Source organism: Xanthomonas floridensis, assembly GCF_001642575.1.
GTDB lineage: Bacteria > Pseudomonadota > Gammaproteobacteria > Xanthomonadales > Xanthomonadaceae > Xanthomonas > Xanthomonas floridensis.
The window spans coordinates 199,338-225,570 of sequence record NZ_LXNG01000001.1 but is presented as its reverse complement, the minus strand read 5'-3'; the positions used below and the strand labels follow the sequence as shown (position 1 = coordinate 225,570).

Annotated in this window: 19 protein-coding genes and 1 riboswitch; of the genes, 9 read left to right on the top strand and 10 right to left on the bottom strand. The window is 64.9% G+C overall.

From position 1 onward, the window contains the following. The first annotated feature begins 94 nt into the window (after window positions 1-94). The gene (locus A7D17_RS01060; RefSeq protein ID WP_064507385.1) at window positions 95-448 is read left to right on the top strand and encodes a DUF1304 domain-containing protein; all 354 of its coding nucleotides are present in this window, start codon (window positions 95-97) and stop codon (window positions 446-448) included. Between the two features lie 488 nt (window positions 449-936). Here A7D17_RS01060 and A7D17_RS01055 read toward each other — a convergent pair whose 3' ends face one another. Continuing rightward, window positions 937-3,411, bottom strand: a complete 2,475-nt coding sequence (locus A7D17_RS01055; RefSeq protein ID WP_064507384.1) for an acyl-CoA dehydrogenase — start codon at window positions 3,409-3,411, stop codon at window positions 937-939. Beyond that, window positions 3,408-4,331 (bottom strand): alpha/beta fold hydrolase, encoded by a 924-nt coding sequence (locus A7D17_RS01050; protein WP_064507383.1) that lies wholly within the window; start codon window positions 4,329-4,331, stop codon window positions 3,408-3,410. The genes A7D17_RS01055 and A7D17_RS01050 overlap by 4 nt, the downstream gene beginning before the upstream one ends. A 136-nt stretch (window positions 4,332-4,467) precedes the next feature. Between A7D17_RS01050 and A7D17_RS01045 the strand changes: the two genes are divergently transcribed. Together A7D17_RS01045 and A7D17_RS01040 are read left to right on the top strand one after the other, a co-directional pair. Then, on the top strand, window positions 4,468-5,076 hold the full coding sequence (locus tag A7D17_RS01045; RefSeq protein WP_064507382.1) for a TetR/AcrR family transcriptional regulator: 609 nt from the start codon (window positions 4,468-4,470) through the stop codon (window positions 5,074-5,076). A 358-nt stretch (window positions 5,077-5,434) separates the two neighbouring features. Then, window positions 5,435-8,395 (top strand): TonB-dependent receptor domain-containing protein, encoded by a 2,961-nt coding sequence (locus A7D17_RS01040; protein ID WP_064507381.1) that lies wholly within the window; start codon window positions 5,435-5,437, stop codon window positions 8,393-8,395. A gap of 654 nt (window positions 8,396-9,049) precedes the next feature. Here A7D17_RS01040 and A7D17_RS01035 read toward each other — a convergent pair. Beyond that, on the bottom strand, window positions 9,050-9,883 hold the full coding sequence (locus A7D17_RS01035) for an XOO1806 family protein (RefSeq protein ID WP_064507468.1): 834 nt from the start codon (window positions 9,881-9,883) through the stop codon (window positions 9,050-9,052). A 152-nt stretch (window positions 9,884-10,035) separates the two neighbouring features. Then, window positions 10,036-10,926 carry an Hsp33 family molecular chaperone HslO gene (gene hslO, locus A7D17_RS01030; RefSeq protein WP_064507380.1) on the bottom strand — a complete coding sequence of 297 codons (891 nt, stop codon included), beginning with the start codon at window positions 10,924-10,926 and terminating at the stop codon, window positions 10,036-10,038. Between the two features lie 75 nt (window positions 10,927-11,001). Here hslO and mtgA point away from each other — a divergent pair, with 75 nt between their 5' ends. The 3 genes from mtgA to A7D17_RS01015 are packed head-to-tail and all read left to right on the top strand — an operon-like array spanning window position 11,002 to window position 13,176. Continuing rightward, on the top strand, window positions 11,002-11,739 hold the full coding sequence (gene mtgA, locus A7D17_RS01025; protein ID WP_064507379.1) for a monofunctional biosynthetic peptidoglycan transglycosylase: 738 nt from the start codon (window positions 11,002-11,004) through the stop codon (window positions 11,737-11,739). Window positions 11,740-11,741: 2 nt separating this feature from the next. After that, the gene (locus A7D17_RS01020) at window positions 11,742-12,788 is read left to right on the top strand and encodes a glycosyltransferase family 2 protein (RefSeq protein WP_064507378.1); all 1,047 of its coding nucleotides are present in this window, start codon (window positions 11,742-11,744) and stop codon (window positions 12,786-12,788) included. Beyond that, entirely contained in the window at window positions 12,748-13,176 is a 429-nt protein-coding gene (locus A7D17_RS01015; RefSeq protein WP_064507377.1) for a CBS domain-containing protein, read from the top strand. The genes A7D17_RS01020 and A7D17_RS01015 overlap by 41 nt, the downstream gene beginning before the upstream one ends. Before the next feature lie 325 nt (window positions 13,177-13,501). Here the strand turns inward: A7D17_RS01015 and A7D17_RS01010 are convergent, their stop codons facing one another. From A7D17_RS01010 to A7D17_RS00995, 4 genes are all read right to left on the bottom strand, one after another. Continuing rightward, window positions 13,502-15,448 (bottom strand): AsmA family protein, encoded by a 1,947-nt coding sequence (locus tag A7D17_RS01010; protein ID WP_161946513.1) that lies wholly within the window; start codon window positions 15,446-15,448, stop codon window positions 13,502-13,504. Window positions 15,449-15,510: 62 nt separating this feature from the next. After that, complete coding sequence (gene trhA, locus A7D17_RS01005; protein WP_064507376.1) at window positions 15,511-16,155, bottom strand: PAQR family membrane homeostasis protein TrhA; 645 nt, start codon at window positions 16,153-16,155, stop codon at window positions 15,511-15,513. Between the two features lie 75 nt (window positions 16,156-16,230). Continuing rightward, complete coding sequence (locus A7D17_RS01000) at window positions 16,231-17,835, bottom strand: peptide chain release factor 3 (RefSeq protein ID WP_064507375.1); 1,605 nt, start codon at window positions 17,833-17,835, stop codon at window positions 16,231-16,233. Window positions 17,836-17,960: 125 nt separating this feature from the next. Further along, entirely contained in the window at window positions 17,961-18,869 is a 909-nt protein-coding gene (locus A7D17_RS00995; RefSeq protein WP_064507466.1) for a M23 family metallopeptidase, read from the bottom strand. 127 nt (window positions 18,870-18,996) lie between these two features. Beyond that, window positions 18,997-19,117, top strand: a riboswitch (SAM riboswitch). Window positions 19,118-19,188: 71 nt separating this feature from the next. Here A7D17_RS00995 and metX point away from each other — a divergent pair. The 3 genes from metX to A7D17_RS00980 are packed head-to-tail and all read left to right on the top strand — an operon-like array spanning window position 19,189 to window position 22,519. Further along, window positions 19,189-20,220: a homoserine O-succinyltransferase MetX gene (metX, locus tag A7D17_RS00990; protein ID WP_064507374.1), complete on the top strand. Its 1,032-nt coding sequence runs from the start codon at window positions 19,189-19,191 to the stop codon at window positions 20,218-20,220. Then, window positions 20,217-21,434, top strand: a complete 1,218-nt coding sequence (locus A7D17_RS00985; protein ID WP_064507373.1) for an O-succinylhomoserine (thiol)-lyase — start codon at window positions 20,217-20,219, stop codon at window positions 21,432-21,434. Before metX ends, A7D17_RS00985 begins: the two co-directional genes overlap by 4 nt. Continuing rightward, window positions 21,431-22,519 carry a homoserine dehydrogenase family protein gene (locus A7D17_RS00980; RefSeq protein ID WP_064507372.1) on the top strand — a complete coding sequence of 363 codons (1,089 nt, stop codon included), beginning with the start codon at window positions 21,431-21,433 and terminating at the stop codon, window positions 22,517-22,519. Before A7D17_RS00985 ends, A7D17_RS00980 begins: the two co-directional genes overlap by 4 nt. A gap of 337 nt (window positions 22,520-22,856) precedes the next feature. Here A7D17_RS00980 and A7D17_RS00975 read toward each other — a convergent pair whose 3' ends face one another. Together A7D17_RS00975 and A7D17_RS00970 are read right to left on the bottom strand one after the other, a co-directional pair. Beyond that, the gene (locus tag A7D17_RS00975) at window positions 22,857-23,864 is read right to left on the bottom strand and encodes an alpha/beta fold hydrolase (RefSeq protein ID WP_064507371.1); all 1,008 of its coding nucleotides are present in this window, start codon (window positions 23,862-23,864) and stop codon (window positions 22,857-22,859) included. A gap of 917 nt (window positions 23,865-24,781) precedes the next feature. Beyond that, window positions 24,782-26,164 (bottom strand): L-serine ammonia-lyase, encoded by a 1,383-nt coding sequence (locus tag A7D17_RS00970; RefSeq protein WP_064507370.1) that lies wholly within the window; start codon window positions 26,162-26,164, stop codon window positions 24,782-24,784. Window positions 26,165-26,233: the final 69 nt, after the last annotated feature.

Below are 26,233 nucleotides of genomic sequence, written 5' to 3'. Positions count from 1 at the left end.
CAGGAGCCGGCCACCTTGCCTTTGAATGGGTTCCCCAGCAGATGGAATGCCATCGCGGCTATGCTTGCCGCCACGTCCATCACTCCTGCCCGCCATGTCACTGTTCGCCATCGTTGCCGGCCTGTGCGTCGCCCTGCTGCACGTTTACATCCTGGTGCTGGAAATGCTGCTGTGGACCCGCCCACTGGGCCTGAAGACCTTCCGCAATACGTTGGAGAAGGCACAGGCCACGCGCGTACTGGCGGCCAATCAGGGGCTCTACAACGGCTTCCTGGCCGCTGGCCTGTTCTGGGGTGCACTGGCCGAACGCGCGGACGTGCTGAGCTTCTTCCTGGGCTGTGTGGTGGTAGCGGGCTGCTACGGCGCCTACAGCGTCAACCGCCGGATCTTCTTCGTGCAGGCCTTGCCCGCGCTGATCGCGCTGGCGCTGTTGTGGTTGCCGATCTGAGCGAAACGCTTGGGCCATCGCCCCTGGGCGAGGCTGCGCGGGCGATGGTGGCCTGGCGGTAGTCGCTGGCCCGTCAGTCAGGTGCGCAGGCGCGGCGGCGCGGAGGCGCTGAGGCGCTGAGGCGGAACGGTGTAGCGCCTGGTCGCCGTTCGCAATGGCATCGCTGTATCTGCAGGATGGTCCGGACCTTCTTGATCTGCTGGAGGCGGGCGTACTTCGCCTGGCAAGCCATGTGCGATCGCCTCCACGGTGGACTCACCCGCCTGATACGCGATCAGACATGACAGTTGACGCGGTCGGCGCGATGGTTCGGTGCCCCAGGCCCAGTCATGAGCTTGCAGGACGCCCGCCCGGCGCTCTTATGTTGATCTTGCCCGGCACATCCGGCACGCGACGTCTGCGCTGCAGCCACACCTTCCGTGCCCTCAAACGCAAACGGCGAGCCGAAGCTCGCCGTTTGTTCTTGCCTTGTCGATGAAAGCGCCGAATCAGGCCGCTTCGCGCGGCTGCTGTGCCTGCGGCTTGTCGTAGAAGCTGGCAGCGCGCAACTCATGCGGATCGAAGTCGTCCACAGTGATGGTATCCATCATGATCTCGCGCAGCTCTTCCAACAGCTTGCGCTCGTCCAGCGTGATCACGCCTTCGGCCACTGCTTCGTCCAGCTGTGCGGTGAACTCCAGTGCCTCGATGCCCTTGGTCTTGAGCGCCTTGAGGAACTTGCGCTCCACCGGCTCGGCCATCACCGCCTTGGTCAGGTAGCTGGCGATGCGGCCACCCGGGTTGTTGGCGCATGGGGTCAGGAACACACCCTGTGCCAGGCGATCGCGTGCCTCGTTGGGAGCCATCAGGATCGATGCCACGCGGTGGCCCAGGCGGTCGCCCGGTGCTTCGGCACGACGACCCAGCGGGAAGATCAGCACCCACATCAGCCAGCCCACCGGGCGGATCGGGAAGTTGCGCAGCGCTGCCGACAACGCGGTTTCGATCTTGTGCACGCTGTCGTGGAAGGCCCAGGCCAGCAACGGTTGGTCGGTGGCCGGTGCGCCTTCGTCGTGATAGCGCTTGAGCATCGCGCTGGTCATGTAGATGTGGCTCAGGACATCGCCCAGGCGCCCGGACAACGACTCCTTGAACTTCAACTTGCCGCCCAGCATCAGCATCGACACGTCGGCCATCAGGGCCAGGTTGGCCGAGTAGCGATCCAGCTTGCGGAAGAAGCGACGCGTGTACGCATCGCCCGGCGCTGCGCCGATGCGCGCACCGGTCAGGCCGAACCAGAACGAACGCACGGCGTTGGAAATACCGAAGCGGATATGCCCGAACAGACTCTGGTCGAACTCCTCCAGACCGCGGCGCGTATCCGGATCCTGCGCCGCCTTCATTTCCTTCATCACCCACGGATGGCACAGGATCGCGCCCTGGCCGAAGATCAGCAGGCTGCGGGTCATGATGTTGGCGCCTTCCACGGTCACGCCGATCGGCGCGGCCTGCCAGGCGCGGCCGGCAAAGTTGCGCGGCCCCAGGATGATGCCCTTGCCGCCGATCACGTCCATCATGTCGCTGACCACTTCGCGGCCCATGGTGGTGCAGTGGTACTTGGCAATCGCCGACGGCACCGACGGCACGTCGCCACGGTCGACCGCTGCGGCAGTGGCCTGCGCCAGCGCACTGATCGCATACGCCTTGCCGCCGATGCGCGCCAGCGCTTCTTCCACGCCCTCGAAGCGACCGACCGACAGGCCGAACTGCTTACGGATGCGCGCATACGCACCAGTCACCACCGCCGCATACTTGCCGCCACCGCTGGCGGTGGAGGGCAGGGTGATCGAACGACCCACCGCCAGACACTCGTTGAGCATGTTCCAGCCCTTGCCCACCATTTCCACGCCGCCGATCAGCTGGCTCAGCGGGATGAACACTTCCTCGCCATGGATCGGGCCGTTCTGGAACGGCGAGTTCAACGGGAAGTGGCGACGACCGATCTCCACGCCGGGCGTTTCGCGCGGCAGCAGTGCCAGGGTGATGCCGATGTCCTTCTTGTCGCCGATCAGGCCGTCCGGGTCATACGCGCGGAAGGCCAGGCCGATCAGCGAGGCGACCGGTGCCAGGGTGATGTAGCGCTTGTCGAAGGTGAGCTTGACGCCCAACACATTGGCGCCGTTCCACTCGCCTTTGCAGACGATGCCGTAGTCCGGGATCGAGGTCGCATCTGAACCGGCAAACGGGCCGGTCAGGCCAAAACACGGTACTTCCGCACCTACGGCCAGACGTGGCAGGTAGTAGTCCTTCTGCTCCGGAGTGCCGTAGTGCAGCAGCAGCTCACCTGGGCCAAGCGAGTTCGGCACGCCCACGGTGGAGCTGACCACGCTGGAGATCGAGGACAGCTTCTGGATCACCTTGTGGTGCGCCAGCGCACTGAAGCCCAGGCCGCCATACTGCTTGGGAATGATCATGCCGAAGAACTTGTTCTTCTTGATGAAGTCCCACAGCTCCGGCGGCAGGTCAGCGTGGACATGGGTGATTTCCCAGTCGTTGACCATCTTGCACAGCTCTTCCACCGGGCCATCCAGGAACGCCTGCTCTTCGGCGGTCAACTGCGGCTTGGGGTAATTGAGCAGCTTTTGCCAATCCGGGTCACCGGTGAACAGCTCGCCCTCGAAACCGACCGAGCCGGTTTCCAGCGCAATGCGCTCGGTCTGCGACAGCGGCGGCAGCACCTTGCGGAAAAACGCCATCAGCGGCGTAGTCAGCAATGGCTTGCGCAAGAACGGCAACAGCACCGGAGCCGACACCAGCACCACTAGCGCAGCGGCGACGATGGTGGCGGTGAGATTGGCACCCAGCAGCCAGCACGCCACCAGCACGCAGGCGCTGATCGCAACCCAGGTGGCAAGGCGCATGCGGTGATAGGCAGCGATACCCGCCGCCAGGATGACGAGGAGGAACGGTGCAACGATGCTCATGGTCTTGCTCCAGTGACATGCTCGGTGATGTTGGACGCTGCAATGGTGCCAACCGAGGGTAATGCGTCCAGATACTGCAACACGGTGGCGGTAAACGTGGTGTTGTCGTCGCCGGCCAGCATGTGCGTGGCCTCGGGCAGCTGCACATGCTGTGCATGCGGCACGATCGACAGGAACTCGGTAATGGTGGCCGGCGTGACCAGATCGCTGCGGCCGCCACTGATCAATAGCACCGGGCAACGCACCTGTGCGGCGGCCTCCAGCAGGGCATGCTGCTGCAGCTGCGCATCCTGTCCGGCCAGTTCTTCGACCAGGCGCGGATCCCAATGCCACTGCCAGCGGCCATCGTCGCGCTGGCGCAGCAACGCCTGCAATTGGGTTGCCGTCTTGCGTGGCCGCTGCGGCAGGTAATGGGCGATTGCATCGGCGGCGGCCTCCAGTGAGGCAAAGCCGTCCGGGTGCGCGGTCATGAAGCGCAGGATGCGCTCGACGCCACTGGTATCCCAGCGCGGCGTGATGTCGACCAGCACGATGGCGCGAAACAACCCCGGCCAACGCGCTTCCGCAAGCAGGCCGAACAAGCCTCCCATCGAGGCGGCGACCAGCACCGGCGGTTCGGCGTGTTCGCCCGCCACGACGATCAGGTCATCGGTGAACTGCGTCGGCGAGTAGCGCAGGTCGGCGGCATTGAAACTCGAATCGCCATGTCCGCGCGCGTCATACGAAAGGGCACGATAGCCAGCCTGAGCCAATACCTTTGCAGTCGCTTCCCAGGCATGTCGCGTCTGCCCGAAGCCATGCGCCAGCACGACCGTCTGCGCACGTTCGGCGCCTCGCACCGACACAGCCAATTCGGCATCGCCAGCGCTGATATGCGGCATAGACGCAGTGCGGGCGAGGGTAGAAGGAAGAGTGACCATACCTAATGGTATGGATGCGTCCCTCCGGCTGTCAATACTCTCTGGTATGGACGGTTAAGCCATTGAATCGTGGCGATTGTGCGTCGATTCCGTGACGCATACTGCAACTGACTCAAGCGTATGGTTAAATCGCGGCATGAATGACATTACCGAATCCAGCCCCACCACCCCCCGGGCCAGTTCCGGCCGCGGCAACCGCCTCAGCGCGGACGACTGGGCGCAGGCTGCGCTGGACCTGATCGCCGAACAAGGCGTGGGCGCGGTCGCCGTAGAGCCGCTGGCGCGCCGTCTCGGCGTCACCAAGGGCAGCTTCTACTGGCACTTCCCATCGCGCGACGCGCTGCTGCAGGCGGCTCTGGAGCGCTGGGAGATCTTCGAACAAAAGGAAGTGTTCGGCAGCCTGGAAGATGTTCCGGACCCCAGTGCCCGCCTGCGCGCGTTGTTCCAGCTGGTCGCGCATGAAGTCAAGCCACACGTTATCTATAGCGAACTGCTCAAGGCGCTCGATCACCCGGCAGTGCGCCCGGTCATCGACCGCGTGTCGCAGCGCCGCCTCGATTACCTGATTGCCTCGTTCCGCCAGGCCGGCCTGTCCCGCACCGACGCCCAGCACCGCGCCCGCCTGGCTTACGCCGCCTACGTCGGCTTCCTGCAGCTTTCGCTGCAACTGCAGCAACCCAGGCAGGCCCGGGAAGATTTCGAGGCCTACGTCGAGCATGTGATTCAGACGTTGATTCCGGGCTAAGCGCAGCACCAATATCCGCTTGGGCTTGCTTTATCTATCGCTGGAGCACCGGCTCTGGCGTTCGTAAGCGATTGCTTTCAAAGATAATTCTTGTCTTTTTGCTTGGGGCCGCTTGCCGCAATGCCAAGGTTTTGCAGCTTTAGCGGCAGCTGCGCAGGGAACTTTAGCGATCTCCAACGGCGCTAGAGAAAGTTAAGCGCACCCTGAATTCACGGAAAGACAATTTATCGTTAACGCATCTTTAATTTTTCCAACTTGATAGCTACTATCGGCTCCACCTTTCGTTTTGGGCTCGCTTTTTCGATCCCTCGAACGGTTGTTCATCACGCCACTACCAAGATCTTGGAGAGAGAGCTCAATGATTTACAAGACCAGCAAGCTTCGCGACGCGATTTCATTCGCCATCGCGGTTGGCGCTACTGCCTCTGCACTGCCTTCGATCGCCATCGCCCAGGACACCGGCGCGACCAACCTGGATCGTATTGAAGTGACCGGTTCGCGCATCCGCCAGGTGGATACCGAAACCGCTCAGCCGATTCTGACCGTCAGCCGCGCCGATATCGAGAAGCAGGGTTTCTCGTCGGTCGCCGACATCCTGCAGAACATCAGCGCAGTCGGCACGCCGCCGATCAGCCGCGCCTCGCCGCTGTCTTCCGGCGAAGCAGTCGGTGGTACCTATATCAGCCTGCGCGACCTGGGTGCAGCGCGTACGCTGGTCCTGGTTAACGGCAAGCGTCTGGGCATCACCACTGACGGCCTGCAGGACATCTCCACCGTTCCTGTCTCTTCGATCGATCGCATTGAAGTGCTGAAGGACGGTGCGTCCTCGATCTACGGTTCCGACGCGATCGCCGGTGTCATCAACATCATCACCCGCACCAATTTCGATGGCGCGACCGGCAGCGTCTACTACGGCCAGTACTCGCAGGGCGATGGCGAAACAACCAATGCCGACTTCGTGATGGGCGTGACCGGCGAGCGTGGAACGCTGACCGTTGGCATCGAATATGCCAAGGAAAACAAGGTCGCTGCTTCTGACCGTCCATACTCGGAATTCCCGCGGTCGTCCAATCATCCAGACTTTGGCTGGACTGCAGTCGGTGAGTTCGGTGGATTTGTCAGCCGCCCGGCGGATGCGCTTCCCAATGTCCGTTACCCGGCTGCTACTGCAACCAATCCGAACCGCGAAGTCCGCGTCCTGGTGCGCGATGGTGGCAATCCGGACAATCCGGCCGACTACCGCGCCCAGAACACCGACCAGACCGTTACCCAGGACAAGACCAACACCAACCGCTGGACCGACCTGCGGACTCCGCAGGAGCGTCGCTCGCTGTTCGTGGATGGTTCGTACGACCTGACGGACAACGTTCGCTTCCGTACCAACGTGCTGTACAGCAATCGTGATTCCGAGCGTCAGATCGCGGGCTACCCTTACCAGGCACTCGCATTCGGTTCGCCGATGTCGGTGGATAGTGCGTTCAATCCGCTCAATCGTGAAATCCCGAACTGGTGGCGTCGTACGACCGAAGTGCCGCGCACCACGCGCGCTGAGCTGACCACGTATCGCTTCTCGGGCGCATTCGATGGCTCGTTCAATGTCGGCGACCGCATCTTCGATTGGGACGTGGGTTACCTCTACAACAACAACAAGCTGGTGCAGAGCGGCTACGGCGATCTCAACCTGACCTCGTTGCGTGCGGCTGTGGGCCCGTCCTTCATCAATGCATCCGGCGTCGCGCAGTGCGGTTCGGCTGCCGCTCCGATTGCTCTGGCGCAGTGCGTGCCGTTCAACCCGTTCATCGCCGCTGGCCTGTCCGGTCCGGGTGCACTGACGGGCAATCAGGCCCTGCAGGACTTCCTGATCCCGACCACGCACGCGACTGCAGACACCAAGACCAAGGTCATCTCGGCCAACTTGTCGGGTAGCTTGTTCACCCTGCCGGCTGGCGATCTCGGCTTTGCCGTGGGTGCGGAACAGCGCAAGGAAGAGGGCGAATTCAGCCCGGACGCGCTGGCGCAGTCGGGCAACACCTCCGGTCTGGCCAACTTCCCCACCGGCGGCAGCTACAAGGTGGAAGAAGTCTACGCCGAGCTCAACGTGCCGATCCTGGCTGATCTGCCGTTCGCTCAGGAGCTGAGTCTGAGCCTGGCCTCCCGGTACTCCGACTACAACACCTTTGGCGATACGGTGAACAGCAAGTTCGGCTTCAAGTGGAAGCCGTTCCAGTCGTTGCTGGTCCGCGGTACCTGGGCCGAAGGCTTCCGTGCGCCGACCATCTCCGACCTCTACGGTGGCGGTTCGCAGAGCTTCGATTCGTATACCGATCCTTGCGACGTCCAGTTTGGTGCTTCTCGCACCAGCACCGCCGTCCGCGCACGTTGCGCAGCAGCACTGCCGGTCAACGCGGCCACCTTCCGTCAGCAAGCACAGGGTTTCGTGCCGACCACGGCAGCCTCGTCGCAGACGCCTCTGGCGTTCCTGTCTGGCTCCAATGACGAGCTGACCCCGGAAACCTCCACCTCCAAGACCTTGGGTTTTGTGTGGAGCCCGGGCTTCGTCAACGGTTTGAACGTGTCGCTTGACTGGTGGCAGATCCGCGTCGAAAACACCATCATCGGCGATACCGCCAATCTGATCCTCAACGACTGCTACATCAACGGTATCGCCGAACGCTGCAACGCGTTCACCCGTGATCCCGTCACCGGCATCGTCAACACCTTGAACCGCACTTCGATCAACGCGGGTTATCGTGAAGTCGAGGGCTACGACCTGGATCTGGGCTACCGACTGGCGACTGACACGGCCGGAACCTTCGGCGTCAAGTGGACGACCACCTACACCAGCCGCGACGAACTGGTCACCACCCGGAACTCCGTCACCAATCCGAACCCGTTCACGGGCGTGGGCTGGGCGGGCACCACCACGGGTACCCACTTCCGTGTCCGCTCCAATGTCGCGTTGAACTGGGACAAGGGCGATTTCGGTGCCAGCTGGACGGTGCGTTACTTCTCCGGCCTGAAGGAAAGCTGCCTGAGTGCGTCCCTGTTCCCGGACGAGTGCAGCGATCCCAACTACCGCGCTCCGAACAACCAGGGCGCTTCGGTGGGTAACCCGACCAATGAGCGTGGCGCCACCGTCTTCAATGACGTCCAGGTGCGTTGGAATGCCCCGTGGAATGCGACGATTTCTGCCGGCGCCAACAATGTGTTCGACCGCGTTGGTCCGACCCTGTACAGCCAGCCGAGCTCCAACGTGTCCTACTTCGGCGGCTTCGACATCGGTCGTTTCCTGTACATGCGTTACACCCAGCGTTTCTGATAGGCGTTTGATCGTTTGACTTAAGCTACGCCCCCGATTTCGGGGGCGTAGCTGTTTATGGGCCTTGGTCAGGCGGACCGGGGCGTTGTCCTGGGCGGATATTGAAGATGCCGTTGCCGAATCAGTATGCGGTGAGCATATTCGCCAGCGGAACGGAGCGCTCTGACTGGCTGGGTATGCGGCGTCTGACATCGTTTTGGCGATGGTCCTATAGCCCCGCTTGCGCAGCAGTCAGATAGGCCCAGCAGCCAGTTAGAAGGCGTGAGGCAGTGCGGGACGGTTCAACCGTGCAGGCTGATTGCGATTGCTGACGCGCTACCGATGACAGGCAGTTTCACGCCATGCTGGAATCCTGGCCAAGTGTCATTACGCTGCGTGCAGCTCAGGGCAAGGTGGAAACCCCCGCACCGGAATCGAACGACTTTTGGGATCTTCGAGAAGGGTTCTGTATTGCGTGGAAGCAGTGACGATCGGCCAGAAAAGTGCGTGCCTGATTTTTCATTACTTGACGGCGTGCGATACCAGATGCGCTCTCCGAATACATAGCGACGCGCCCTGAAGGCAGCTGTTACCAAGCACTTAGGTTCTGCAAGAACCAGAACAAAAACGCCACCGTCTATGGCGGTGGCGTGATCGTTGGGGCATCAGGAATGCTTACAGATCCTGCTCGTACCTGACATAGGGAACGGTGCCGTCACTGTTGCTGTCGTTATTGGGCGCGAAGGGATTCTTGCCGCGCGAGATGACGTTTTCGGCGCCGACGGTGAGCTGGCCGCTCCAGGGGGTGCGCCAGGTCAGGCCCAGGCCCAGGCCTTCCCACTTCTCGGGCTGGCCGGGAACGTCCACCACACGGCCGATGACGTTCGCGCTGAAGGCGCCGTAGCCGCCGCCAACGCTCAAGGTCTTGCTGTCCCACTGGTCGGCAATTGCCGGTGAGACGTCTGCCAACGGAACCAGCCGAGCACGGGCGTAGGTGCCGCCGATCGAGACGAAGCCCTCGCGGCCGATGTTCTTCTGGCCGAACACGGTCAGGTCATTCTGTTCGATGCGCGTCAGTGGTGCCTTGCCGGCGCCGATCAGCCAGGCGGGCAGGGTGTCGCGACCGGTGCCAGCGGTAACGCCGACACGGCCACCGGCGCGATTGAAGCCCAGCGTTCCGGAAACACGACGCGACGCGGCGGCGCTGTCTTCCTCGTCGTCGCCGATGCCGGCCAGCAGGCAATGGCTGGCCAACCCGCTGATATTGGTGCCACGGCTGCTGTTGCAAAGCAGGCCCAGCGAATCGCCGGAAGTCAGGCCAAAGGCCGCATCCAGCGAGTTGCGGCCGAAGTGCCAACGCGCGCCAGCCTTCTGCTCACCGGTGGGCTCCAGATACAGGAACGCCTCGACCTTGCCGCTCCCCTTGTTCCACACCGGCAGGATCGTGCTTTCGCGCAATTGCTGCGCCGACTGCGCGTGCACACCCGTGGCTGCCGCAAGGGCAACCAGCAAAGCGAGCGGAAGGCGCAGAAGGTGTCGCATACCGGAGATCAGACCCAGGGGTAGTTGTTAAGTTCCCGAGAGCGGGCAGGGAGAATGCTAGGGTGTTTATGATTATTTAACAAGTAGTCACGTTCCCCGGAACGCACCCGTCATGCTATCTATTGCAACCGTTCCGGCGCCTGCTGGGAGGGCTGCGCTGCACTGAAAAGTACGGCCAGATCGGTCAACGGGAAGTGATACTCACGGCCGCAGAATTCGCAGCGCACGTCTACGCTGCCGGTCTCTTCTGCAGCGGCGCGGGCCTCTTCTTCGCCCAGCGACTGCAGCATCGAGGCGACCCGTTCGCGCGAGCAGGAGCAGCCGAAACTGAGCGGCTTGCTGCCCATCCGCTGGGTATCTTCTTCGTGGAACAGGCGGTGCAGCAGGTCGTCGCCGGCGACCGACAGCAGCTCGGGCGCGCCGAGCGTATCGAACAGGGCGCCGATGCGGGTCCAGCCGTCGGTGTCGCCTTCGTCGCCGGGCAATTTCTGCAGCAGCAGGCCGGCGGCCTGATCCGGGCCGGCTGCCAGCAACAGGCGGGTAGGCAGCTGTTCTGACTGCTGGAAGTAGGTTTCGAAGGCCTCGGCCAGGTCCGGCGCCTGCATGGCGACCAGGCTCTGGTAGCGCTGCGGTTCGCGTGGGTCCAGGCCGGGGTTTTCGATAGTGATTGCCAGCAGCGCGGCCTCGCCCAGGTCGCGCAGGTCGGCCGGCGCATCGGCGCCGTCGGCCAGCTGTACGATGCCGCGCAAGGTGCCGGCGGCGGTGCATTCGGCAAACAGGGTGCGCAGCGTGTCGTTGCCGCGCAGCTGTACGGACAGGCGCCCGTCCACCTTGGTGTGGCCGGTGAACAGGGCGGCTGCCACGGCGGCTTCGCCGAGCAGCTGGCGTGCGGCGGGCGGGTACTCGGCGGCGCCCTGGATGTCGTGCCAGGCCTTGGTCAGACGCACATGGACTCCGCGCACGCCGGCGGCAGGCAGCAGGAAACGGGAAAGCTGATCGTGATCGGTCATGGAGACATCGGACGTAAGGGACGCCGGTTGCCGGATAATGCGGCAGGCATCGGGATTGAAGGTCGAAGCGAACTAATGGGGACGGATGCATTGGATGGCAAGCAGGGGACGCCACCGCGGCGCAGACGCTGGCTGCGCTGGCTATTGGCTGCACCGCTGCTGTTTGCCGCCGCGAGCGTGTTGCAGGTGCTGGTGCTGCGGGTGATCGATCCGCCGATCAGCAGCATGATGGTGGGGCGCTATCTGGAAGCGTGGGGCGAGGGTGATGTCGGGTTTTCCCTGCATCAGCAATGGCGCGACTACGAGAAGATCGCCGCCAGCCTGCCGATCTCGGTAGTGGCGGCAGAGGATCAGCAGTTCCCGATGCATCATGGGTTCGATCTGCAGGCCATCGAAAAGGCGCGCGATCACAACGCGCGCGGCGGGCGGGTGCGTGGCGCAAGCACGATCAGCCAGCAGGTCGCCAAGAATGTGTTCCTGTGGCAGGGCCGCAGCTGGCTACGCAAGGGCCTGGAGGCCTGGTACACGGTACTGATCGAACTGTTCTGGCCCAAGCAGCGCATTCTGGAGATGTATCTCAACGTGGCCGAGTTCGGCGACGGCGTGTATGGCGCGCAGGCGGCTGCCCGGCAGTTCTGGGGCAAGGACGCGGCCGGGCTGTCGCCAACCGAGTCGGCGCGTCTGGCCGCGGTGCTGCCATCGCCGCGGCGCTATGACGCGCGGCGGCCGGGCGCCTACGTGCAGCGGCGCACGGCGTGGATCCAGCGGCAGGCACGCCAGCTGGGCGGCGCGGCCTATCTTCAGACCAAGTGAGCATGAGCACGACCGACACCAGCGCCACCCCTGCCGTTGCCGAGCGCCTGACCGTGGTGATTGCGGCCTATAACGAGCAAACCAGCATCCCGTTGTTGCATCCACGGCTGTGCGCGGTGCTGGCACAGCTGCATGGGCTGCAGACGCAGGTGCTGTATGTCGATGACGGCAGCACCGACGGTACCTGGGACGTCTTGCAGGCGCTGGTGCAGGCCGATGCGCGGGTGGGCGCGGTGCGGCTGTCGCGCAATTTCGGCAAGGAAGTGGCGGTCTCGGCGGGACTGGATCATGTGCTGCCCGGCGCGGTGGTCCTGCTCGATGCCGATGGCCAGGACCCGCCGGAACTGATTCCGGAGTTCGTCGCGCTGTGGCGGGCGGGCTACGACAATATCTTCGGAACACGCGTGTTCCGCGAGGGCGAGAGCTGGATCAAGCGCAGTGCCGCCCACGCGTTCTATCGGGTAATCCGGCGCCTGTCGCGCACGCCGATCCCCGCCGATACCGGCGATTTTCGTCTGCTGTCGCCGCGGGTGGTACAGGCGTTGCAGCAATTGCGCGAGCGGCATCGTTTCATGAAGGGCCTGTTCGGCTGGGTCGGGTTTCGTCAGGTGGCGCTGCCGTACCGGCGCGCGCCGCGCCTGTCCGGGATCAGCAAGTTCACGGTCTGGCGGCTATGGAATTTTGCGCTGGACGGCATCACCAGTTTTTCCACGGTGCCGCTGCGGGCAGCGACCTATCTGGGCCTGCTGACGGCGCTGGCAGCGTTCCTGTTCGGGGGCTGGGTGATGATCAAGGCAGCGCTGGTGGGCGACCCGGTCGCGGGGTGGCCGACGATGATGTCGGTGATCCTGTTCCTGGGCGGCATTCAGTTGATTGCGCTGGGCCTGATCGGGGAATACCTGGGCCGGTTGTACGACGAGGCCAAGCAGCGTCCGCTGTACCTGGTCGATACCCAGCGCGGCGCGGTGGGAGTAGGCTGCGATCACCAGACCAAGCGCGGAGCGGGCCATGCAGACCGTACGACAGCTGTTGGGGACCAAGCAGGTTGAGGTATTCGCCGTTGCGGCCGATGCCGCGGTGATCGAAGCGATCCGGCTGATGGCCGAGAAGGGCATCGGCGCGGTGTTGGTGATGGACGGCGCGCGGCTTGCCGGCATCGTGTCCGAGCGCGATTACGCGCGCAAGGTGGTCTTGCGCGAGCGTTCGTCCCACAGCACCAGCGTGGCGGAAATCATGAGTTCGCAGGTGGTGACGGTGTCGCCCTCGGACACCGTGGAGCGCTGCATGCAGCTGATGACCGACGGCCGCTTCCGGCATCTGCCGGTGGTCGACAATGGCCGTGTGCAGGGAGTCATCTCGATCGGCGACCTGGTCAAGGCGGTGATCGAAGATCAACGGCGCGATATCGACCAGCTGCAGCGGTATATCGCCAGCTGAGCACACCGGCTGCGCTGCAGCGTCGCTGGCCAGGTGTTGCCTTGCGGTCCCGCCAGAAGAGCGCGGGCAGATAGTGCGCGGCGGATCGATTGCAAGCTGTAGGGCGGCTGGGCTGGCTTGGTTTCACGGCATGCGCGTGCGCGTGGCATGACGCATCCGAGGCGAAGTTGGCGAGGTGCCGCGATGACGCCACCTGCGCGATGACGATGCTCGATCATGCGAGCTCTGTCCGCATGGCCGCAATGACGCCCGTTGTGGGGAGTGCGGCCAGCTGCTATGCAGGCCCCGCGAACGCGGGGGGCTCGTTGCGGATGCGCGATCAGGCTTACTGCGCGTACTTGCCGCCGCAATCGCTGTCCTTGCCCGGGCCGGGTTCGAAGGTGGCGAGCAGTGCGGCAGGCGGGGCGATGCTGCCCAGGGCGATGGCAATCGCACCACGCACGCCCAGGGCCTTGACGTCGGGGCGGAACGTCGGGTCCTTGAACGTGCCGGCGATGCGCAGCGGCGAGCGCAGACTGAGGATGCTGCGGTCCTTCGGGCGCGGGCGCAGCAGCAGATCCAGGGTTTCGTTCTTCAGGCTGATGTTGCCTTCGCCAACGATGATGGTATCGGTACTGTCGAAGGCCAGCGCGCGCGATTGCATCAGGCCGTCCTGTACGCCGAAGTCGCCAAAGATGCAGCGCACCGGAATCTGCCGGTCCTTGGTGATCAGGTATTTCAGCGATTCGGCGATGTCCAGCCCGGCCAGCTCCATGATCAGGTTGCCGACATGGCCGCGACCCATGCCCACGCCGATCGCGCCATCGGCGCTGCCAAGCATCGCGGCGATGGAGTTGCCGCGACCACGCAGGTCCAGGTCGCCGCCGATGGCGCCGGAGGCTTGCTTGGCCAGGGTGGCGTCGGGAAACAGCCGATCCAGCCGAATCCCGCGGATGCCGGCCTTCAGGTGGGTGGCGATCACTTCATTGCGCGCATCCATGCGGATGGTGGAGCGGATATCGCCGCCGGCCACGCCGAAATTCAGCGGCTCCAGCAGCAGCAGGCCATCTTTCAGTTTCAGCGAGGCATCCATGTCATCCAGCGGCCAGGACGGCGCATTGATGCGTTGCGCACGCCAGCGCACCTGCGCATCCATGGCGCGCAGCTTGGACAGGTCGTACGGCGTGGTGGGCAGGATGCGCGCGCTGGCAGCAAGCTGGCTGGCCTGCTTCTTTTGTTGCGCATTGGCCGATTCATCCGCGCCGGTCTTGGGCGGTGCGCCGATGAAGCCGGCCAGGTCGTCGAAATCCAGGCGTTTTGAGGCCAGGTCTGCGCGCAGGAACGGGCGTTTGTTGCGCAGGTCGATCTCGGCGGTGCCGGACAGGTCGCTATCGCCGGCAGTGCCGGTGAATGCCTCATAGCGCCACACATCGCCATCGCGCCGCAGCCGGCCGTCGAGTGCGTACGGCGGGGTGGAGGGCATGGCGACACCGGTCAGCGGATACAGGTCCTGCATGTCCTGGCCGCTCAACGCCATCTGCAGGTCGAACATGCGGAACTGGAAAGGATTGGTCAGCGTGCCACGCACATGCGTGCGGGTTGCGCCGGCGCGGCCCCGCAGATCGATGCGGAACGGATGCTCGCTCTGGCTCAGTTCCAGCGGCGATGCGGTATCGCCCTTCAGCGTAAATGGATACCCCTTCCAGCGGCCCTTGCCCTCGATGCCGATCGGCGCGGCGCGTTGGTCGCTGCGCGGTGGCGCCAGGCTGTTGATCGCCACGTCGATATCCGAGCGGCTGGCGTCATCGATGTAGCGCAGCCGCCCGTCAGTCACCAGTAACCGCCCCAGGCGCGGCATGCTGCCATCGCCATCACTGGTATCGAACACCCAGTTGCCGGGGTGGCTGTCGTTGCCGGCTTCGAGCAGCACATTGGGGTGATCGAGACGAATTTCCGGCAGGCGGACCTTGCCGCGCAGCAGCGGCCATAGCTCCACATCGATCTCGGCCGCGTTCAATTCCGCCATCGAACCGCGTTTGGACCAGGTGGCATTGCCCAACTGCAGCGATTGGCCGCGGATGGTCGTGGTGCGGCCCAGATCCACGTCCAGATGACCGAGATGAAATTCACGGCCGGTCTTTGCGCTGACGGCGCGCTCGACCGGACCACGCAACCAGTTCCAGTCGAACAGAACCAGAAAGATGACCACCAGGCCGGCCACGATGCCAAGCCCGATTAGCCAGCGTTGCCGACGCGGTGGGCGGGAGGTGCGGGGATCGGCGGCATGAGTCACGTTGTTCACGTGCGCATGGTTGGCGATGGCTCGTGCAGGGCGCGCGAACGCCCGCACGATGCTCACATCACCTGTTCGATCACCGCAACGAAGTGGCAGGCGCTACCGGCAAGCACGAACAGGTGCCAGATCGCATGGAAGTAACGCTGGGTGTCGCGCTGGTAGAAGTAGGTGCCCAAGGTGTAGAACAGCCCGCCGGCCAGCAGCCAGCACAGCGACCAGGTGTCGACCGAGCGTAGCAGTGGCTGGATCGCCACGATGATCAGCCAGCCCATGGCCAGATACAGGATCGTCGACAGCAACCGGAAGCGGCCGGTGAAGAACAGCTTGAAGATCACCCCGGCGGCGGCGATCGTCCAGATGGCCGCAAACAATCCCCAGCCCCACGGGCCGCGCAGGTTGATCAGCGTGAACGGGGTATAGGTGCCGGCGATCAATAGATAGATCGCGCAGTGATCCAGCACCTGCAGGCGCGCCTTGGCGCCTGGATGCGGAATGGCATGGAACAACGTGGAAGCGACGTAGAGCAACACCAGCGTGGCACTGAACACGATGGAGGTGGCCAGCTGCCAGCCATCGCCGTAGATGGCGGCCAGCGTGATCAGCACCGAGCCACCGGCCAGGGCAGCGATGGCGCCCAGGCCGTGGGTCACGGCACTGGCAATTTCGTCGCGCAGGTCGGTCGAGGGGGAAGCGTCTGCGTTCATTCCAAAAAGGTACCGCAACTGCGAGCAATTCGCATTGCCGTCCATGGCGCAAGCATGGTGTGGTTCAAGCGCGGGTCAATCGATGGCCTTGGCATGCGCGTGTTCGCGGGTGGCCGAGAAGCGCACATCCGGCGCGCGTTCCTGCGCCAGTTGCAGGTTGACGCGCGTGGGTGCGAGATAGACCAGCTGGCCGGCCGCGTCGATGCCCAGGTTGCCGGCATTCTTTTCGCGGAATTCCTCCAGCTTCCTGGCGTTGTCGCAATGCACCCAGCGGGCGGTGGTGACGCTCACCGGCTCGAAGATGGCATCCACGCCGTATTCGTCCTTGAGCCGGTAGGCGACCACGTCGAACTGCAGTACGCCCACGGCGCCCAGGATCAAATCGTTGCTCATCAAGGGGCGGAAGAACTGCGTGGCGCCTTCTTCGGACAGCTGCGCCAGGCCCTTCTGCAATTGTTTGAGCTTGAGCGGGTCGCGCAGGCGCGCGCGGCGGAACAGTTCCGGTGCGAAGTTGGGAATGCCGGTGAACGACAGCGATTCGCCTTCGGTGAAGGTATCGCCAATGGAGATGGTGCCGTGGTTGTGGATGCCGATGACATCGCCCGGCCACGCTTCTGCGGCAATTTCGCGGTCGGAGGCCATGAAGGTCAACGCATTGGCCAGCTTGACGTCCTTGCCGCTGCGCACGTGCAGCGTCTTCATGCCGGCAGTGAACTTGCCCGAACACACGCGCATGAACGCAACGCGGTCGCGGTGCTGCGGGTCCATATTGGCCTGGATCTTGAACACGAAGCCGCTCAGTTTGGGCTCGGTGGCTTCGACGCGGCGGCCGGTGGTGTCGCGTGCCTGCGGCGGCGGTGCGTGTTCGACGAAGAAATCCAGCAGCGGCTGCACGCCGAAGTTGTTGACGCCCGAGCCAAAGAACACCGGGGTCTGCTGGCCGGCGCGATAGGCGTCCAGGTCGAACGGATTGCTGGCGCCCTGCACCAGTTCCAGCTCCTCGCGCAGCTCGGCCAGCATCTGCTCGCCGATCTTTTCGGCCAGGCCGGGTGCTTCCAGGGACGGGAAGATGGTCGAATCCTGGCGGGTGAAGTTGCGGCCCTGCTCGTACAGGTGCACCTCGCCGCTGATCAGATGCACCACGCCCTTCAGGCGTTGGCCCATGCCGATCGGCCAGGTCACCGGCGCGCACTGGATGCCGAGCACGGTTTCCACTTCATCCAGCAGATCGATCGGGTTCTTGCCCTCGCGATCGAGCTTGTTGATGAAGGTCATGATGGGGGTGTCGCGCAGGCGGCAGACCTCCATCAGCTTGATGGTGCGTTCTTCCACGCCCTTGGCCACGTCGATCACCATCAGCGCCGAGTCCACCGCGGTAAGCACGCGGTAGGTGTCCTCGCCGAAGTCGGCGTGGCCGGGGGTGTCGAGCAGGTTGACGATCTTGCCTTCGTACGGGAACTGCATCACCGAGGAGGTCACCGAGATGCCGCGCTCCTTTTCCAGCGCCATCCAGTCCGAGGTGGCATGGCGGGCGGCCTTGCGGCCCTTCACCGAGCCGGCCATCTGGATCGCACCGCCGAACAGCAGCAGCTTTTCGGTCAGCGTGGTCTTGCCGGCGTCGGGGTGGGAAATGATGGCGAAGGTGCGGCGGCGCGCGGCTTCGTTGGAGACTTCGGACATGGGCGGGGGCGCGCCCGGTCGGACGCCTGCGGAAACTGAGGAAGCCGGTGATTATAGCGGCTTCGGCGAGGCGGGCCTTGCCGGCTGCCGGTCGAACCCACGCCGCCTGGCCGCTGGCCGCGCCCTCAGGGAGCCGGGGAGGGAAACTGCAGCTCGCCCTGCGGCCCCAGCATGCGGAACGGGACCGAGACCAGCTGCAGGCCGGCATTGCGCTGGATCGAGAAGTGCAAGTGCGCAGCCGTGCTGTAGCCGGTATTGCCCGAGCTGCCGAGCCGCTCGCCGGCGCCGACCTGCTGGCCGAGTCGTACCGCCACGCCGCCCGGCGCCAGGTGGGCGTACAGCGCCATGCTGCCGTCGGCGTGCAGTAGCCGCACCAGGTTGCCGCCACCGGCAGCAGGGTCGGCGGCGCTGCCATCGGTTACGTCCTGACGCAGCTCCATCACCACGCCCGCGCGTGCGGCCAGCACCGGCGTGCCCTGCGGCAGGGCGAAGTCCACCGCATACCAATTGGGCAGGTCGGCGTGGCTGAAGCGCCCGCCGTAGCCCTGATCCACCTGCACCGGCCGGTCGCGGAAGGGCAATTGATAGCGCACCGGCTGGGGCCAGGCCTGCGGGTCGCCGGGAATCAGCTCCAGCCTGAGGCCCAGCCCGGCCAGAGTGCGTTGGCTGCTGGCCGGGTAGAGCCGGGCGAGCAGGCGGCGTTCGTGCGCCGCCAGCAACGGCGTTAGCGGCAATTGCGGCACCGCGCGGTAATCCTCGCTGGCCGGCGCGCTCAGCCGACCCTGTGCAGGCCCGGCGAGCGGATTGCTGACCCAGACCAGATAGACCGGCGCCTGCCATTCCAGTTGCAGCGCCGGCCCGGCGCTGGTCGGCGCCGGGAGCGGTCGCGTGGCGCTGGAGGAGGGAGGCAATGCCGCAGCACGTGGCCAGTGCCAGCGCTGCTGGGCGCTGGTGGCGGGCGCGGGCAACAGCAGCGCCACGGCGAGTGTCGCGCAGATCGCGGGAATGGGGCGGCGAGACAGACGATGGGGCACGCGATCGAGCCAGGCGAAAGGGCGCAAGTATGCGGCCGGTCACAGCGCGTAGTGGTATCGGATGAAAATATATCTCTCCATCCGCATGAAGCGATTGACATCGTAAAAAGGCGGTGGCATCTTAGCCTCACCATCGAGACCGGCGGAGGGACAGGCCCTTTGATGCCGGGGCAGCCAGCGGAGCGCGCAAGCGCCCGCGTTTGGTGCCAAATCCTGCGGGGACCTCCGCGTCCGCCGAAAGATGGTTCGAATCGTGCCTTGCGCACGTCGAACGCGAGCTCCCGCGAAGCTCGATGGCCGATCCACCCCGGATATCGCCATGAGCCTCGTGACCACAGCATCGCCAACCACTTTTGATGACCTTGTAACGCCCGCTGCCGACACGGCCGGCCCTGCCGTCGTGCGCAGCGAACTTGTCGTATCGCTGCCGATGCGCCATGCCGGGTTGCGCGAGCTGCGGCTGCGCTATGAGCTGGTCGGCGCCGCCAATGCGCCGGTGGTGTTCGTGGCCGGCGGCATTTCTGCGCACCGGCATCTGGCTGCCAATGCCCTGTTCCCCGAGAGGGGCTGGGTGGATGGGCTGGTGGGCGCCGGCCGCGCGCTGGATCCGGCGTCGCGTCGCCTGCTGGCGTTCGACTTCCTGGGTGCCGACGGCACCCTGGATGCGCCCATCGATACCGCCGACCAGGCCGACGCGATCGCCGCATTGCTGGACGCGCTGGGAATCACCCGCCTGCACGGCTTTGTCGGCTATTCGTATGGCGCGCTGGTCGGGCTGCACTTCGCCACCCGCCATGCCGGCCGCGTCGGCACCCTGATCGCCGTGAGTGGCGCGCACCGCGCGCATCCGTATGCGGCCGCATGGCGTGCCCTGCAGCGCCGCGCGGTGGCGCTGGGCCAGCTGCAATGCGCGGAACATCACGGCCTGGCGCTGGCGCGTCAGTTCGCCATGCTCAGCTACCGCACGCCGGAAGAATTCAGCGAGCGCTTCGACGCGCCGCCGGAAGTGATCAATGGCCGCGTGCGAGTGGCCGCCGAAGACTATCTGGATGCCGCCGGTGCGCAGTACGTGGCGCGCACGCCGGTGACCGCTTACCTGCGTCTGTCCGAATCCATCGACCTGCATCGCATCGACCCGGCGCAGGTGCGCGTGCCCACCGTGGTGGTGGCGGTAGAGGGCGACCGCCTGGTGCCGCTGGCCGACATGGTCAGCCTGGTCGAAGGCCTGGGGCCGCGCGGCAGCCTGCGCGTGTTGCGCTCGCCGTATGGTCATGACGCCTTCCTGAAAGAAATCGATCGCATCGACGCGATCCTGACGACTGCCCTTCGCATTACCGGAGAAACCGCATGAGCTATCGTGACCCCGCCGACGCCCCCTGTACCACCGCCACTGCCGCCGTGCGCGCAGGCATCGACCGCGATACCGCCTACGGCGCGGTGACCCCGCCGATCGTGCTGTCGTCGAACTTCTCCTTCGACGGATTCGGCAACAAGCGTCAATACGACTACACCCGCAGCGGCAACCCCACCCGCGACCTGCTCGGCGAAGCCTTGGCCGAACTGGAAGGCGGCGCGGGCGGGGTGATCACCTCCACCGGCATGGGCGCGATCAATCTGGTGCTCAACGCGGTGCTGCAGCCGGGCGATACGCTGGTGGTGCCGCACGATGCCTACGGCGGCAGCTGGCGTTTGTTCAATGCGCTGGCCAAAAAGGGCCATTTCGCGCTGATCACCGCCGACCTCACCGACCCGCGCTCGCTGGCCGATGCACTGGCGCAATCGCCCAAGCTGGTGTTGATCGAAACCCCGTCCAATCCGCTGCTGCGCATCACCGACCTGCGCTTTGTCATTGAAGCGGCAAAGAAGGTGGGCGCGTTGACCGTGGTCGACAACACCTTCCTGTCGCCGGCGCTGCAGAAGCCATTGGAATTCGGCGCCGATCTGGTGCTGCATTCCACCACAAAGTACATCAACGGCCACAGCGATGTGGTGGGCGGTGCGGTGGTGGCGCGCGATGCGGAGTTGCACCAGCAGTTGGTGTGGTGGGCCAATGCGCTGGGCCTGACCGGCTCGCCGTTCGATGCCTTCCTCACCCTGCGTGGCCTGCGCACGCTGGATGCACGCCTGCGCGTGCACCAGGAAAATGCCGATGCCATCGCTGTGCTGCTGGATGGGCATGCGGCGGTCAATCAGGTGTACTTCCCGGGCCTGGCGTCGCACCCGGGCCATGCCCTGGCGGCGCGCCAGCAAAAGGGCTTCGGCGCGATGATGAGTTTTGAATTGAACGGTGGCGAAGCAGCGGTGCGCGCGTTCGTCGACGGGTTGCGCTACTTCACCCTGGCCGAGTCGCTGGGCGGCGTGGAAAGCCTGATCGCCCATCCGGCCTCGATGACGCATGCGGCAATGACCGCCGAAGCGCGTGCGGCGGCCGGGATTTCCGATGGATTGCTGCGGTTGTCGATCGGGATCGAATCGGCAGAGGACTTGTTGATCGACCTGCGCGCCGGGTTGGCGCGTGCCGAAGCGACCCTGACCGCCACCAATCGCAAGCAGGTCGACGCGTGAGCACTGTGCTGCCTGTGTCGCGACATGCGGCTGCGGCGACGGTCGCACCCACGCCACGTTTGGCATTGCTGGGCACCGGCACCGTGGGGCGCGCCTTCGTGACGCGCTACACCGCGCTGCAGCAGCGGCAGCTGCGCTTGCCGCGCTTCGATTGGCTGGCCAACTCGCGGATCGCCCAGGATTGCGGCGTGAGCGCGGAGCAGGCATTGCTGCAGGCCAACGCCGCGCCGCGTGGACACGCCGTGCTGCAGCCGTGGCCCGAAACCGTCGCGCTGCGTGCTGGCGATGTGCTGGTGGATGCCACCGCCAGCGACGTGGTGGCCGATTGGCATGTGGAGTGGTTGGGCCGCGGTGTGCATGTGGTCACCGCCAACAAGCTGGGCCAGGGCACGGCGTTGTCGCGTGCGCAGGCGCTGCTTGCCGCCCGCCATGCCACCGGCGCGCATTATGGCGACAGCGCCACGGTGGGCGCCGGGTTGCCGGTGTTGAGCAGCGTGCGCGCGCTGGTGGCAGGTGGAGACCATATCCATTCGATCGAGGGTGTGCTGTCGGGATCGTTGGCGTGGCTGTTTCATCGCTATGACGGCAGCGGCGCCTTTTCGGATTGCGTGCGTGAGGCGGTGGCGGCGGGCTATACCGAGCCGGATCCGCGGATCGACCTGTCCGGCGAAGATGTACGGCGCAAGCTGCTGATCCTGGCGCGTGCGGCGGGTTGGCAACTGGAAGCCGAACAAGTGCATGTGGAATCGTTGGTGCCCGCCAGCATCGCCAGAGCGCCGCTGGCGGAGTTGGAGGCGCACCTGGGTGCACTGGACGCGCAGGTCGGCGCGCGCTGGCAGCAGGCGCGGGCTGCAGGACGTTGCCTGCGCTTCGTCGGTCGCGTGGATGCACACGGTGCAAGCGTGGGATTGCGTGAGCTGGCGCTGGACCACCCCCTGGCCGGTGGTGCCGGCACCGACAACCGCGTGGCGATCAGCAGTGACCGCTATCGCGCGCAGCCCTTGCTGATCCAGGGCCCGGGTGCGGGCGCCGAGGTGACTGCGGCCGCGTTGCTGGATGACGTGTTGCGGATCGTCGCCGGCTGATGACGCGACCGAGCTGACTCCAGTGCGTTGCCGTGCGCCTTGCGGCGTTGCAGTGCGTGTGCCCGATCGATGCTGCGCATGCCGACGCGCTGGAACCTCGGATGTGCGGACGCCAGGCTATTGATCGCTCGGTCCAGGCGTGGTCGCAAGATGATCCGGTGCCAGACGGGTGCGCGGTGAATGAAGGCTAACGCGTGCGGATTTCCAACTGACGGCACGCTGCCTGCCCGCCGTGCCGGCGCCATCTGCCCATCGGTGCTGGCTGAAGCTGGTTCTCGACCGGCCGCGGTGAAGATGAGAGGGCGATCAACCGTTGCCCTCTCACCCACTTACACGCTTACTGCGCAATAGCCTTCAACAGCGCAGCGTTGAAGCGCGCCGGATCCTGCACCTGCGGCGAATGGCCCAGGTCGGCAAACTCGATCAGTTTCGCATTCGGAATCGCGGCCGCCGCGCGCTTGCCCAGCCTGGTGTAATCGCCCACGCGTGCCTTGACCTCGGGCGATGCGGTGTCCTTGCCGATGGCGGTGCGGTCCTTGAGGCCGATGAACAGCGTGGTCGGTACCGCGAGTTTGGGCAGCTCGTAGACCACCGGCTGGTTGAAGACCATGTCGTAGGTCAGCGCCTGATTCCACGCCACGGCCTGTTTGCCCTTGCCCAGCGACATGCCGGCCTGCATGCGCGCCCAGCGTTCGAATTCGGGCTTCCATTGACCCGCGTAGTACACGTCCACCTGGTACTTTTTGATCCGTTCGAAACTGGTTTTTAGCTCGTTGTCGTACCACGCATCCACGCTGCGCCAGGGGATACCTTCGGCCTTCCAGTCTTCCAGCCCGATGGGATCGACCAGCGCCAGATGCTCGGTGGCTTGCGGATACATCAGCGCATAGCGAATGGCCAGCATGCCGCCCATCGAATGGCCGACGACCACCGCACGTTCGATGCCGAGCTTCTTCAGCAGCGCATGCGTATTGTCGGCCAGTTGCGCGAACGAAAACTGATAGGTGGCCGGCTTGCTGGATTTGCAGAAACCGATCTGGTCCGGCGCGATGACGCGGTAGCCGGCCTTGCTCAGCGCGGCGATGCTGTCTTCCCAGGTGGCGGCGCAGAAATTCTTGCCATGCAACAGCACCGCAGTGTGGCCATTGGGCGTGCCGGTCGGCGCAACATCCAGATAGGCCATTTCCAGCGGCTGCTGTTGCGAGGTGAATGCATAGGTCTTGACCGGATGCGGGTAGTCGAAGCCTTCCAGCCGCGGGCCATAAACGCCTTCCTGCGCCAGTAGCGGACTGCTGGCCAGGGCGAGCATGAGGGTGCAAACGTGCTTTCGCATCGTGATCTCCATCCAAATCCGGGCTCTGACGGTACAGCGGCGGATGTGGTGGGAACGTACAGCCAGGTGACGGTTAGCGGGCGCTGCAGGCGCGTTGCTGACGATGGCGAGCGACCAGGCTCCAATGCGTACACGGACGTTTGTTGCCCTCATCCGCGCTTCGCGCACCTTCTCCCGCGTGCGGGAGAAGGGTAGAGCGTTCCCTGCGGCTGGTGCGTTCCCGCATCCGCGCTTCGCGCACCTTCTCCCGCGTGCGGGAGAAGGGTAGAGCGTTCCCTGCGGCTGGTGCGTTCCCGCATCCGCGCTTCGCGCACCTTCTCCCGCGTGCGGGAGAAGGGCAGAGCGTTCCCTGCGGCTGGTGCGTTCCCGCATCCGCGCTTCGCGCACCTTCTCCCGCGTGCGGGAAAAGGGCAGAGCGTTCCCTGCGGCTGGTGCGTTTCCGCATCCGCGCTTCGCGCACCTTCTCCCGCGTGCGGGAGAAGGGCAGAGCGTTCCCTACGGCTGGTGCGTTCCCTCATCCGCGCTTTGCGCACCTTCTCCCGCGCGCGGGAGAAGGGCAGAGCGTTTCCTGCGGCTGGTGCGTTCGCTCATCCGCGCTTCGCGCACCTTCTCCCGTGTGCGGGAGAAGGGCAGAGCGTTTCCTGGGGCTGGTGCGTTCGCTCATCCGCGCTTTGCGCACCTTCTCCCGTGTGCGGGAGAAGGGTAGAGCGTTTCCTGCGACTGGTGTGTTCCCTCATCCGCGCTTCGCGCACCTTCTCCCGCGTGCGGGAGAAGGGCTGAGCGTTCCCTGCGGCTGGTGCGTTCCCGCATCCGCGTTTCGCACACCTTCTCCCGTGCGGGAGAAGGTGTGCGCAAGGGCAAGCATCTGTGGAGTGGGTTCTTTCGTCGCTGCGCATGCGGCGTCGATCAGCACGCCGTCCACGATGGGGTCAGCATTCGATGACGTTCACCGCCAGGCCGCCGCGGCTGGTTTCCTTGTACTTGTCCTGCATGTCGCGGCCGGTGTCGCGCATGGTCTTGATGACCTTGTCCAGCGAGACCTTGTGCTTGCCATCGCCGCGCATGGCCATGCGGCTGGCGTTGATGGCCTTCACTGCGCCCATGGCATTGCGTTCGATGCACGGAATCTGTACCAGCCCGCCGATCGGGTCGCAGGTCAGGCCCAGGTTGTGTTCCATGCCGATTTCCGCAGCATTTTCGATCTGGCCCGGGTTGCCGCCAAGCGCGGCAACCAGACCGCCGGCAGCCATCGAGCAGGCCACACCCACTTCGCCCTGGCAGCCGACTTCGGCGCCGGAGATCGAGGCGTTTTCCTTGTAGAGAATGCCGATGGCCGCAGCGGTGAGCAGGAAATCGAAGATGCGTTGTTCGGATGCGCCTGCGCAGAACCGGTCGAAGTAATGCAGCACCGCCGGAATGATGCCGGCCGCGCCATTGGTGGGCGCAGTGACCACGCGGCCGCCGGCGGCGTTCTCTTCGTTGACCGCCAGCGCATACAGGTTGACCCAGTCCAGTGTGGTCAGCGGGTCGCGCATGGCCGCTTCCGGTTTGGAGGACAGTTCGCGATAGAGCGCCGGCGCGCGCCGCGAGACATTCAGGCCGCCCGGTAGCGTGCCTTCTTCGCGGATGCCGCGGGTCACGCAGGACTGCATCGCATTCCACAGCTCGCGCAGGCCGTGGCGGATCTCGTCCTCGCTGCGCCAGCTCTTTTCGTTCTCGAACATCAGCGCGGCAATGCTCAAACCACTGCGCGCGCATTGCGCCAGCAGTTCATCTCCACTGAGGAACGGATACGGCAGTGGCGTTTCATCGGCTACGATGCGGTCGTCTGCGGCATCGTCCTGGTTGACCACGAAACCGCCACCGACCGAGTAGTAATCGCGCGTGGCGATCACGCTGTCGTCGGCGGCGTAGGCGGTGAAGCGCATGCCGTTGGTGTGGTAGGGCAGCTTCTGGCGCTTGTTCATCGGCAGGTCGCGCTTTTCGTCGAAGCCGATGGCGTGCTGGCCCATCAGGGTGATGCGCTTGCTGGCGCGGATGCGCTCCAGCGTGGCCGGGATGATGTCCGGGTCGATCAGGTTGGGACGGTGGCCTTCCAGCCCGAGCAGCACCGCCTTGTCGGTCCCGTGGCCGCGGCCGGTGAGCGCCAGCGAGCCAAACACTTCGGCGCGGATGCGCACCACCTCGTGCAGGCGGCCCGCGTCGAGCAGCCAACGGTGCACGAAGCGCTCGGCGGCACGCATCGGCCCCACGGTGTGGGAGGAACTGGGACCGATACCGATCTTGAACAGGTCGAACGTGCTGACAGCCATGCGTGCCGGAGAGGTGAGCGTAAAGGCGGCTATTCTAGTCGTTCGGCGATTGCGGCACGGCTGCAGCGC